Origin of the sequence: Pseudomonas sp. SWRI111 (genome assembly GCF_014268555.1) — a bacterium.
Classification (GTDB): domain Bacteria; phylum Pseudomonadota; class Gammaproteobacteria; order Pseudomonadales; family Pseudomonadaceae; genus Aquipseudomonas; species Aquipseudomonas hamedanensis.
Window position 1 is genome coordinate 148,985 of the sequence record NZ_JABWQQ010000001.1, and the last position, 11,583, is coordinate 160,567.

9 protein-coding genes are annotated in these 11,583 nt (G+C 55.9%); all 9 read right to left on the minus strand.

All coding sequences use genetic code 11. The features are described from left to right. Nucleotides 1-147: 147 nt before the first annotated feature. A complete protein-coding gene (locus HU755_RS00625) occupies nucleotides 148-978 on the minus strand; it encodes a carbohydrate ABC transporter permease (RefSeq protein ID WP_186630220.1) in 831 nt (276 codons plus the stop codon). An 8-nt stretch (nucleotides 979-986) separates the two neighbouring features. Further along, a complete protein-coding gene (locus HU755_RS00630; RefSeq protein WP_186630221.1) occupies nucleotides 987-1,913 on the minus strand; it encodes a carbohydrate ABC transporter permease in 927 nt (308 codons plus the stop codon). A gap of 151 nt (nucleotides 1,914-2,064) precedes the next feature. Next, nucleotides 2,065-3,375 carry a sugar ABC transporter substrate-binding protein gene (locus tag HU755_RS00635; protein ID WP_186630222.1) on the minus strand — a complete coding sequence of 437 codons (1,311 nt, stop codon included), beginning with the start codon at nucleotides 3,373-3,375 and terminating at the stop codon, nucleotides 2,065-2,067. A 343-nt stretch (nucleotides 3,376-3,718) separates the two neighbouring features. Continuing rightward, entirely contained in the window at nucleotides 3,719-4,624 is a 906-nt protein-coding gene (locus tag HU755_RS00640; RefSeq protein WP_186630223.1) for an AraC family transcriptional regulator, read from the minus strand. Nucleotides 4,625-4,699: 75 nt separating this feature from the next. Continuing rightward, on the minus strand, nucleotides 4,700-5,587 hold the full coding sequence (locus HU755_RS00645; protein ID WP_186630224.1) for a phospholipase: 888 nt from the start codon (nucleotides 5,585-5,587) through the stop codon (nucleotides 4,700-4,702). A 134-nt stretch (nucleotides 5,588-5,721) separates the two neighbouring features. Beyond that, complete coding sequence (locus HU755_RS00650; protein WP_186630225.1) at nucleotides 5,722-7,014, minus strand: glycosyltransferase; 1,293 nt, start codon at nucleotides 7,012-7,014, stop codon at nucleotides 5,722-5,724. A gap of 85 nt (nucleotides 7,015-7,099) precedes the next feature. Next, the gene (locus tag HU755_RS27370) at nucleotides 7,100-9,295 is read right to left on the minus strand and encodes a hypothetical protein (RefSeq protein WP_238349924.1); all 2,196 of its coding nucleotides are present in this window, start codon (nucleotides 9,293-9,295) and stop codon (nucleotides 7,100-7,102) included. Then, nucleotides 9,292-10,977: a hypothetical protein gene (locus HU755_RS27375; protein ID WP_238349928.1), complete on the minus strand. Its 1,686-nt coding sequence runs from the start codon at nucleotides 10,975-10,977 to the stop codon at nucleotides 9,292-9,294. Before HU755_RS27375 ends, HU755_RS27370 begins: the two co-directional genes overlap by 4 nt. A gap of 168 nt (nucleotides 10,978-11,145) precedes the next feature. Further along, nucleotides 11,146-11,517: a response regulator gene (locus HU755_RS00660; protein ID WP_186618996.1), complete on the minus strand. Its 372-nt coding sequence runs from the start codon at nucleotides 11,515-11,517 to the stop codon at nucleotides 11,146-11,148. Between the last annotated feature and the right edge of the window lie 66 nt (nucleotides 11,518-11,583).

The following is an 11,583-nucleotide window of genomic DNA, read 5'->3' on the forward strand; positions in this document are numbered from 1 at the left end:
TTATTATTCAGTTGAACCGGGCATGCTTTTTCCAATGTGGGAGCGGGCTTGCTCGCGAAGGGGCCCTGTCAGCCGGCATTCATGTTGAATGACACAGCGCATTCGCGAGCAAGCCCGCTCCCACAGGGGGACGGTTTCGCTTTGAGATCATTTCACCGCGCCAAAGGACAGGCCGCGCACCAGTTGTTTCTGGCTGATCCAGCCAAAGATCAGGATCGGCGCACAGGCCAGGGTCGAGACCGCCGACAACTTGGCCCAGAACAAGCCCTCGGGGCTGGAATACGAGGCGATCAACGCGGTCAGCGGCGCGGCTTTCGATGAGGTCAGGTTGAGCGACCAGAACGCTTCGTTCCAGCACAGGATCAGCGACAGCAGCACGGTCGATGCCAGTCCGCCCTTGGCAATCGGCAGCAGCACGCGAACCATTTCCTGCCACAACGTCGCACCGTCGAGGCGGGCGGCTTCGAGGATGTCTTTGGGGATGTCTTTGAAGTAGGTGTAAACCATCCACACGACAATCGGCAGATTGATCAGCGTGTAGATCACGATCAGCGCCAGGCGCGTGTCGAGCAGGCCGAAACTCTTGGCCAACAGGTAGATCGGCATCAGCACGCCCACCGGCGGCAGCATTTTCGTCGAGAGCATCCATAGCAGCGTGCCTTTGGTGCGCTGGGTTTCGTAGAACGCCATGGAGTAGGCGGCCGGCACCGCGATCAACAAACACAGGGCCGTCGCGCTGAAGGAAATCACCACGGAGTTCCAGGCGAAACTGAAGTAGTCGCTGCGCTCATTGATGTGCAGATAGTTTTCAAGCGTCGGCGCGAAGATGAACTGTGGCGGTGTGGCGAAGGCGTCGATTTCGCTCTTGAAACTGGTCATCACCATCCAGAAGATCGGGAAGAAAATCACGATCGCGATGGCCCAGGCCAGCGTGCCGAGCAACAGGCTTTGCAAGCGGCGGGATTGTTGGAGAGTCATGGCAGGCCTCAGGCTTTGTCAGTCAGGTTTTTGCCGATCATCCGTACCAGAATGATCGCGGCGATGTTGGCAATGACCACGGCAATCAAGCCGCCTGCCGAAGCCATGCCGACGTCAAACTGCACCAGCGCCTGGTTGTAGATCAGGTAGGCGAGGTTGGTCGAGGCGTAACCGGGGCCACCGTTGGTGGTGGTGAAAATCTCGGCGAACACCGAGAGCAGGAAAATCGTCTCGATCATCACCACCACGGCAATCGGCCGCGCCAGGTGCGGCAGGGTCAGGTGCCAGAAAATCGCGATCGGGCCGGCACCGTCCAGGCGTGCGGCTTCTTTCTGCTCCTGATCCAGCGACTGCATGGCGGTCATCAGGATCAGGATCGCGAAGGGCAACCACTGCCACGAAACAATGATGATGATCGACAGCAGCGGGTAGTGCGCGAGCCAGTCCACCGGTTGCGCCCCGAACAGTTTCCAGATGTAGGCGAGGATCCCGGAGACCGGATGGAAGATCAGGTTCTTCCAGATCAGCGCGCCAACCGTGGGCATGATGAAAAACGGCGATATCAGCATCACCCGGACGATGCCGCGACCAAGAAATTCGGAGGCCTCCAGCAAGGCGCTGATCAACACGCCGCACACCACGCTGATCAGCAACACGCTGCCAACCAGCAGCAGAGTGTTGGTCGCACCGGGCATGAACCCCGAATCGCTCAGGAAGTAAGTGAAGTTTTCCAGCCCCACGAACTGGTTTTCACCGGGGTAAAGCAGGTTGTAGCGGATCATCGAAAAGTACACGGTCATGCCCAGCGGCACGATCATCCACAGCAGCAATAGCGCCACCGAAGGGCTGACCAGAAACCAGCCGGGATTGCGCACGCGGATTTTGCGCTGGGGTGGCGCAAGGTCGAGCTGGGCTTTGGCAGTTGAAGTATTCATGGCAGTAACCGATTTCCGACAGGCAAATGAAGATCCCCTGTAGGAGTGAGCCTGCTCGCGATAGCGGTGTGGCAGTCACCACTTGGCTGGATGGAAAACCGCTATCGCGAGCAGGCTCACTCCTACAAAAGGCAAGAGCGAACCGTGGGAACTACTTGGGATAACCCGCGCGCTTCATCTCGCGCTCAGTGGTTTGCTGGGCCGCGGTGAGGGCTTGATCCACCGAGCTCTGGCCGATCAGCGCCGCCGAGAACAGCTTGCCGACCTGGGTGCCCACGGCCTGGAACTCAGGAATGGTCACCAGCTGAATACCGATGTAAGGCACCGGTTTTAGCGTCGGTTTGCTCGGGTCGGCTGCTTTCAGCGATTCCAGCGTCACCTTGGCAAACGGCGCGGCGCTCATGTACGCATCGCTGTAGGTCGAGGCGCGGGTGCCCGGCGGCACGTTAGCGATGCCGTCGGTCTTGGCGACCAGTTCGCCATACGCTTTGGAGGTGGCCCAGGCGCTGAAGACTTTCGCCGCGTCTTTGGACTTGGAGCTGGTCGGAATCGCCAGAGCCCAGGAATACAGCCACGCTGAACCTTTATCGGTGACCTGATGTGGGGCAAAGGTGAAGCCGACGTGATCGGCGACCTTGCTTTGGGTTTTGTCGGTGACGAATGACCCCGCCACGCTGGCATCGACCCAGATCGCGCATTTGCCGCTGTTGAACAGCGCAAGGTTCTCGTTGAAACCATTGCTGGAGGCACCCGGCGGGCCGGATTTTTTCATGGTATCGACGTAGAAGTTCAGCGCGTTTTTCCACTCGGGACCGCTGAATTCGGGTTCCCACTGCTCATCGAACCAGCGCGCGCCGTAAGCATTGGCGACCGTGGTAATCAGCGCCATGTTCTCGCCCCAACCGGCCTTGCCGCGCAGGCAGATGCCGTACTGCTCTTTGTCTTTCTGAGTGAGCTTTTCCGCGAACCCGGCAATCTGTTCCCAGGTCGGCCGCTCCGGCATGGTCAGCCCGGCATTCTTGAACAGGTCGGTGCGGTAATAGGTGATCGAACTTTCCGCGTAGAACGGCAGGGCATACAGCGAACCCTTGACCGACAAGCCTTCGCGTACCGACGGGAACACGTCGTCGAGGGCGTAATCGGCCGGCAGATCCTTCATCGGCTCCAGCCAGCCCTTGCCGCCCCAGAGTGCTGCTTCGTACATGCCGATGGTCAGCACATCGAACTGCCCGCCCTGAGTGGCGATATCGGTGGTCAGGCGCTGACGCAGGACATTCTCTTCCAGCACCACCCAATTGAGCTTGATGTCCGGATGCTCGGTCTCGAAGGTTTTCGAGAGCTTTTGCATGCGGATCATATCGCTGTTATTGACGGTGGCGATGGTCAGCGTCTGGGCGCCAAGGCTGACGCTGCTGAGGGTCATGCAGGTGAGGGCCAGCAGAGCTTTTGCAGTGGGTTGCATCGTGCACTCCTTTTCTGCACCCGGCGGGTCGCAGAAGGACAGTTATTGTTTTTGTGTCTTCCGAATGCAGGAAGAATCTGCGCTGATTACAACGGTCAATCACTTGGGTGACAAATCATCCGTCGCACTTTTGTTGATACTTTTTTGCACTGGGCTTTGGCGACGGGAACGCAGGGTGGGGGATTGCAGCGGCCAGGGCTCATCCGATGTGTACAGGTTTCGGATACCTACACAGCCCCCTGTAGGAGTGAGCCTGCTCGCGATAGCAGTGTGTCAGTCGATACATTCGGGGCTGACACACCGCTATCGCGAGCAGGCTCACTCCTACATGGGTATTTATGCATTAGCCGAGATTTTGTTCCGTCAGTCGCTGGACAGCCAATCGCCGATAATGCGACGGCGTCATGCCCTTGAGCTGCTGAAACCGCCGATTGAAGTTGGAAATATTGTTGAAGCCCGATTCGAAACACACCTCGGTGACCGGTTTATCACCGTCGGCCAGCAATTCGCAGGACTTGCTGATGCGCAGGCGATTGACGAACTCGATGAAGTTGCGCCCGGTGGCCTGTTTGAACACGCGGCTGAAATAGGTGGGGGTCATGCCCAGATGGTCGGCGACTTCTTCCAGGGAGATGTCCCGGGCATAGTGGCTGAAGATGTAATCGACTGCACGGTTGGTGCGGTCGATGTTGTGCTCGTCCGCCAGTTGCGGTGTGGTGGCACCGGACAACAGCTGAAAATCGTCGCTCGCCGCCAGCAACTCCATCAAGATGAAAAAGTGTCCGAGGCGGGTGATGCCCTGACTGTCGGCGATGCGCTGCATCAGGGTCATGGCTTGACGGATCGTGCGCTTGCAGCGGAATTCGATGCCGTACTGGGCACGCTCCAGCAACGGCGCCAAGGATTTAAGCTCGGCGAAGACCTGGTGGCCGCTTTCGAACAACTCATCGGTGAAATTAACCAGCATGTCGCGCTTTTCCACCACTTCATCCTCGGCCACCTGGCTGATCCAGTTGTGCGGCAGATTCGGGCCGGTAAGAAACAGCGTCTCGGGATAGAAGTTGCCGATGTAATCGCCGATGAACACTTTGCCGGAACTGGCGACGATCAAGTGCAGTTCGTATTCCTTGTGGAAATGCCAGCGCACCAGCGGGCAGGGAAAGCCATGCTGGCGGTAGATGATGGATAACCCGTTGTGGTCATCCATCAACTCGTAAGAAGGGTCGGTCACACGGGCGGTTCGGGTCATGGCTCGGTACTTTTCTTGTTATCGCCTGCCGATCATGCCTCGTTCCGCGCGCCTTGTGCCAGCGCACCGTGACGGTCAACGGCCCTGTCGGTTGCGTTCGAGCGCCGATTTATCCATGGCTTTCTGCCGATTGACCTCCAGGCAGAACTTCACGATGTTCGAATTTTTGATGAAGTCGAAGTTGATGATGTTGCACTTCTTCGCCCAGTCTGTTCTGGCCGGATCGAACCAATCGTCCAGTTCGTCGAGAATTCGCTGCGGACCACCGAGGGTGTAGCAGGTCGCTGACAGGGACCACATGTCCCATGTGCCCGGCGGATTGCTCATTACTTCGGTGATGAAGCGCTGCAGTTCCGAGGTGCTGACCTGCGCCTGCCCGATCCAGCGATGATCGATCTGCCTGTCGAATGTGCCTTGGTCAACTGTCCAAGGCACGGATGCCGCCACCAACACTCTTTGCCTACGACTGATGTCTTTCAGCTCGCCAAGGGTCAAGCGGCGATGGTCCGGCGGGATCATCCGTTCGCCCAGATGTTGCAGCATCAGTTGTTTGAACTCGGCGTGATTGAATTTGGTGCTGCCATCGGCAAGTTCATGGAAATCCAGAACGATAAACTCGTCGCTGCTTCGCTCCAGAAAACCATTAATGTCGCGAACAAGATCACCCAAATGTCGAGTAGAACGGTAATTGCTGTGTTGGAAGCGAAACTTATTGAAGCCTGAAGCTTTCGCGTCATAAATGAGTCGGACGTCAAGTGCCCTTGCGCCGCGATTCAATTGCGAATAAAACGGCACGTCCTGACACGCGAGCCAGTTGGCTCCAGGAATCAGCGGGTAGGAAGCTTCCCAGTCGCAGCCCGCGTTGTGTGTGCCGGGTAATGTCAGTTCCATCAGCGATAAGTTATCGATGTGCGGCGTATCAGCCATCCATTGGTGTGCCTGGATACTTGTTCCATTGTTCATGTGGTTGTTCCTGTGTTGTTTTGTGCGGAGGCAGAAGTTGTTTTCGCAGGAACGTTATAGTGGTTGTTTCTTGTTGAGCCAATGCTTGTTTTAATGCGAGTTATATGTAAATGGATGTACCAGAATTGCTGTAATCAATCGCGCTGGTTCTTTGCTTCAATCCATTGCGCCATGTATTGCGTACTTTTGTGGAGATGATGTCGTAACATGCTGCCGGTAAAATTATTGTTTCTACGGGTTTGTAAGTGCTGCCGGCAGAACTGCAACTTTTCTATCAGCGCGGGGCCGTGTATCGCTTGCTGATAGCGTTCGGCGAGCAAGGCATCACCGGTCGATTGGGCTGCTTGCCAGCGTGTTTCGTCCTGATAAAGCTGGACGGCCGCGTCGGCCAGCGCCGATGCCGAGCTTTCGACCGCGCCAGGCCAGGCATGCGGGCCATGCATGGCCTCGGCACCGACAGGCGTGGTCACGCTTGGAGTGCCACAGAGCATGGCATCGATCAGCTTGCCTTTGATGCCCGCACCGAAGCGCAAGGGCGCCAGACAAATGCGCGCCTCGGACATCACCTGCAAGGCATCTTCCGCCCAGTTCATCACGTGAAACCCTTGAGCGGCATTGTGCAGGGCTGTGGCTTTCGGCGGTGTATAAGCGCCATAAACGTGCAACCGGGCGTCGGGAAGTCGCTGACGGATCAACGGCCAGAGTGTGGTTTTCATCCAGAGTACGGCGTCCCAGTTCGGCGCGTGGCGGAAGTTGCCGATGCTGAGGAAATGTGCCCGCTGGGCAAATGCGCGGTGCGCCGTTGCCGGCGGATCAATCATCAGCGGACACCAATGGAGCAAGTCGCGTGGCAAGCCGAATTGCTCGACCAGCAGTTCGATTTCGACTTCAGAAATCATCAGGTTCAAGTCGCAGCGATACAATGCGGCGATTTCGCGTTTGGCCATATCGGTGTCGGCCATCCGTTCAAACTCTTCGCGCAGGGCAGGACGGAACAACTCACTGAAGTCATCTTGGTCAGTGTTGGCTTTCAATCGTTCTTTGAGCCGTTGATGTCGCGCATGTCGCAGACTTTGCAGATCGGAGGTTTCCAGTACGCGTAACGCGTTCGGGCAGTGCTTTTCCACGCGCCAGCCGAACTGTTCTTCCATCATGAATTGGTCGAACAGCACGATGTCCGGTGCAAGTTCTGTGATGAACGCGTCGAAACTGCTGTTGTTCAACTCGATGGCGACTTCGCGGATGCCCAGCGAGGCGAGATCGGCCTTGTGTTCACCGGGCCCGGCCGGACTGCTGAAGGTGATGTCCCAGCCTTGCCGCTGGAACGTTTCGAGTATCTGCATGACATGCCCGCTGGCCGCCGAAGAACGGGGTTCGGGCCAGACATAACCGATAACCAGAACTTTGGTGGCGCAGGGGCGAGTCATGTTTGGATCCTTGAGTACTGGCGAAAAAAGGCGCAATTAAACCACAGTGAAGGTGGCCGGATGCGCCTTGATTCAGGCTAGTGGATCATGGGAGCGGGCGAGGCGTTTTCGAGAGACCGAGCAGCACCGGGCCATCAATGAAACCCAGCGTTGTGGTGTTTTTCACTCCCTGTTCAATGGTTTGCAAATTAGCGGCGAACTGGTCAGGAAGGGTCTTGCGTTGGTCAAGCAATGCGACGGCCAATAAATAGGATTCCGCATTCGCCAGCGCGGGGTAGTCCTGGACAACCTGTGGAAAGCTGCTCTTGGCTTTTTCGAACAGCTCAAAGTGAGGCCGGTGGAAACTTGTGTGAGGATTGAACAGGTTGTTGGGGTGGGCTTTGTGCGGGTTCCGCGCAAAGTCGAGCAATGCAGCCGCATCAAATTCGCCTTTTAACGAATCCGGGAAGTTGACCGCATAATACATATCAAAGGTATTGGGGCCGCCGTGTGACATTTCATGCACCAGCACGTCACCGATAGCGGCATCGTCATATCTGTTTAGCTTGTAGTGGTCGTCCAGATTAGTTGGAAACACGCTTAGAAAGCGTGTCGCCGACTTGTCGTATTTAACCCCGCCCGCGAGTCCTTCCTTCCAACGCATGTAGGCCGGCGGTGACAGAGCCGCAACGGCGCTATCCGTCGCCGGGCGAAACTCAATATTAGACAACTTCAACGAATCAAGGTCTGAGCGCATGACGCGCATGTTATCGACCAGATTCTCCGCGGCGGCGGCGGAGTCAGTGCCGAATACGTGTTTCAAAACGGCACGTACTTCTTCGTCAGGTGCATTCGACAGTGTGCTGATCGCGTTATCCAACTTGCTTTTGGCGTGCGGAATCGCCTTCGTCAAATATCCTCGCGTGTAGCTGTGCGGCTTGTTAAGCCCCAACAGTTGTCTCAAACGTGAAAAATCACCTAAGCCCTGGACCTTCAGGCGCGGCCCCCACGCGCCACCGGTTTTGATATTCAGTGCGTGCCACTCCTTATTGCGTGGCAGCACTGCAAGATCAATTGCATCGCCCAGATCATCGGCATGACGCCACGCAGCCACGCGCACGTCGCTCAGACTGCCGGCCTTGATCAACGGATGAATATCGGTGCCGATGGCGAGTTTCTTCAACTGGCCGGTTGCCGTGCTGATAGCGTTCAGGGAGTGCTTGCCCACGTAAACGATGCCGCGCTTGGCATAACGAAAGCCTCCCTGTGCCAACGCCGGGAGCCCGTCGAGGGGGTTGAAAACAGACACGGCAGCACGAGCGACAGTGCTGGCGATCTTCAATATTTTCGCTGTGGTCGAACCGGTTTTGGCGACGATGCTCGCCACCGACGCCCCCACGCCGATCATCAATCCGATGATGGAAAGTCCGTCGAGCACACATCCACCAATGCCTTCAGCGACCCGGTCCGTCTGCCCCGAGCGGATATCCTCGATACATTGCTTGAAGGGGACGACGATGTTGATCAGCAGGGTTTCTACCTTCTCTTTTGTGGTGCGCCACTCCTCAAGTTCAGTCGGGACATTCAGCGAGCCATATATTTCCTCCCGGCTGGCCACCGGATGATGGGTCAGCAGCAACTCAGCGATATCGTTGACTTGGGGGGAAAAAAATAAAGGCACGGGCTGTACGCTGGCAGTTTCCAGTCTCAAGTGCCAAAGTTTTTCAACGACTACATTGGAAGTGATGCCGTTTCGTGCTTCGCTTCCTTCGTTGTACGCCGCATAATCCAGTGGCCAGTTGCGGGCTTTGTTCTTGGGTTGGAAATCGAATTTGCTGCCGGTAAAGGAAAGCTTCGGGTTGTCATTGATGATACCCGTACTATTTAGCAGCGCCGCCAGTTCCGGGCGTTCGCGAAACAGGCCGCGCAGTGTGAAAAATTCATAGGCCCGCAACGAAGTGCGATTTTCGCAGCAGACAATAATACCGTGGCGGCATATCGCTTCGTCACGGGCGCTCTGTGTTTCCTGACTAGGATTGAGGGGGTTGACTTCTTTTCGCACGGTATAAAACGACAGCTTGCCGTTGGTCAATGCGTAGCGGTCGCGTTCAGGCAGGCTCGTGATAGCCATTTTGATAATAGAAGACAGAGCTGTTCGTACACTGTCGTAGTAATTATCGACAGCTTGCTTGAACACGTCATTGGCGGGTTTTAGTTGTGATAGCTTCTCAAACGCTTGGGCTGGCGGACGGAAGTCGCTCAGGGCCTCGAATCGCTGCGTGAACTTACCGTTTTCGATCAAGTCGCCGGAAAGATAGGATCCAGGATCGAGAAGCGCATGCGTAATAAAAGGTTAATCGCATCTTGATTGTTGTCGGTCTTGCTTAACTGGTAATCATGATACAAGGCCCAATGGCCAAGCGGATTTGAATGGCCTAGGAGTGCCAGCCAGCCATTCTCGCTTAAACCTTCGACAAATTTCAGTTTATAAGCTTTCTTTTCCAGATAATCGCCGGCAGGCATTACCTTTTGCAGCTCCTCAAGTCCGACTTTCCTTCGGCTGGGGGGCGGCGTCGACAAGCCGGTTTCGGATTGCGCGAAGGCTTCCATGTATCGCTTGAAGCAAGCCGTGGCCGTCACCACTTGGGCCTGGTCGTAATCCTTTGCTGCACGGTGGGGTATAACGCTGTTGAGAACTGCCCAGTTGATCACCGGCATAACGCCCGCTTGCTGATGCAGTTGAATTTGCTCGGGTGACACCGGCGCCAGCTCGGAAAACGCCATGATGTGCGCGTATTTCATCAGTCGCGATGAGCCGGGCGAAGCCTGTTCGATCAAGGCCACTGCCCGGGAAAGAGCCATCCAGCCAGGCTTTCCCAAGGTTAGCCCGGGAGGCACGTCTCGTATCAGTAGCTCAGGCGCTGCTCCGGCCAGCAGAAGGTGCGCCGCCAACGCCGCACTGTCCGGATCGGCCATGCCGGCAGCAACCAGATGATCCTCAAAGTCTTCGCGTATCTGGGCTGCCTGTAACGTTGCATTGGCAGGTTGGTACGGATCGAAGCCGGCCAGACTCGATTTGGCTTGCATGTCGATGACCAGCGCAGCCACAACCATCTCTTTAAGTTGACGTGAGCGTACTTGTTCGTCCACCTCCAGTTGCCAGTTGAGGCGCTCGTGCAGCGTCTGCCCCAGGTTGCTGGCGACTTTGCCGCTCAAGAATGTTTTCAGGAATCTGTCGGCGTGTTCGCGTTTATCGACAACCGCAATAGCATTGAAATTGGCGAAGACCAGCTTTTGCAAGAGGCGTGTCTTGCCCTGTGTGACCTCCTCGATGACGCCTGTAATTACGTCGCGATCAGCGGTCGACAAATGAAACGGCGAATCCTCTGGGGCGTTCAGTAGTTCATGGTAATCGCCGGCATCAGGCGCGGCGGGGATCTCGAACTGCAAGTAGCTGATCAGCTCGTTTAACTCGTCGCGTGATTCAGGTGCAGTCAAACCTTCGAACGCCAGCCATTGTGCGATTTGAATGACTTCGCCGGTATAGACATAACCGCCGGTTATTTTCGCGAACGCAGCAAGCGTTTCAAGTTCGCTGTTCGCTGCAACGGGTACGTCGCGTCGACCGGTGATTTCGAGTGCGAACAGTACGCCGTTGCCATCGACGCCAAATCGGGCATCGAGGGTAAGGTCGTACTGCTTGGGAAGGTATGAAAACTCTTCCTTCGCGATCATTTTTTGCAACAGGTTGCGCGCCGGGTCGTACACTTCGTCAAAGGTGCTGTCAGGCACGCGCGGAATGAAAATGCTGCCGAATCTGGATTTACCATGCAGGTGCGAAAACCAGCCGGTAGTCGACCAGAAGTCCTCATCATGAGCCATTCTGGAACAGGTGATTAAAGCTTCAATGACTTTGGCTTTTTCATTTTTATCGAGGTTGGAGCGATCAATAATGCGGGGTTTATCTGTAAAAATCAGGCGCATGCCGTTCTTCCTGAGTTGGATTGGTTTCAACTTTTGTTGGTTGTGGCGTCACGATAGAGTGACGCCTTAATTAGCAAGTTGACTCAGGATAAGCAGGCGCGGTTAGTGATTGAAAGCGTTTAAGCATTGCAAAGAGTGCTTGAATATAACAAGGTGCTTCGACGTCATTTAACTTTTCAAGATGCCGTTTACTTTATCGCGTAGTTGATCAATCGAAAACGGCTTGCCGATCATGTACATGTCTTTCGGGACATCAATCGATTCGGCATAGCCACTGGCGAACAGTACAGGCAGTTCCGGGCGTGACTTTCGTGCTTCGGTGGCAAGTTCACGACCGTCCATGCCGGGTAGCCCCACATCCGTCATCATCAGATCGATGCGGGTGTCCAGATTCTTGAGGATTACCTGCGCCTCAGCGCTACCATCAGCCTCTACAACCGTGTATTCCAACTCCTCAAGCACATCGACAATGAGCATGCGCACGATGTCGTCGTCTTCTACGACGAGGATGGTGGCAGGGGTGGCAGGGTTGGCAGACATGACAGGACTCTCGGAAGAAGGAAATCGGGGGATACCGGTCGATCAAAATCACCGGACTCTTGCATG

Bases quoted from the DNA above. Each gene is read 5' to 3' on its own strand.
- HU755_RS00625 (WP_186630220.1), bottom strand. From the start codon at position 978: ATGACTCTCCAACAATCCCGCCGCTTGCAAAGCCTGTTGCTCGGCACG.
- HU755_RS00630 (WP_186630221.1), bottom strand. From the start codon at position 1,913: ATGAATACTTCAACTGCCAAAGCCCAGCTCGACCTTGCGCCACCCCAG.
- HU755_RS00635 (WP_186630222.1), bottom strand. From the start codon at position 3,375: ATGCAACCCACTGCAAAAGCTCTGCTGGCCCTCACCTGCATGACCCTC.
- HU755_RS00640 (WP_186630223.1), bottom strand. From the start codon at position 4,624: ATGACCCGAACCGCCCGTGTGACCGACCCTTCTTACGAGTTGATGGAT.
- HU755_RS00645 (WP_186630224.1), bottom strand. From the start codon at position 5,587: ATGAACAATGGAACAAGTATCCAGGCACACCAATGGATGGCTGATACG.
- HU755_RS00650 (WP_186630225.1), bottom strand. From the start codon at position 7,014: ATGACTCGCCCCTGCGCCACCAAAGTTCTGGTTATCGGTTATGTCTGG.
- HU755_RS27375 (WP_238349928.1), bottom strand. From the start codon at position 10,977: ATGCGCCTGATTTTTACAGATAAACCCCGCATTATTGATCGCTCCAAC.
- HU755_RS00660 (WP_186618996.1), bottom strand. From the start codon at position 11,517: ATGTCTGCCAACCCTGCCACCCCTGCCACCATCCTCGTCGTAGAAGAC.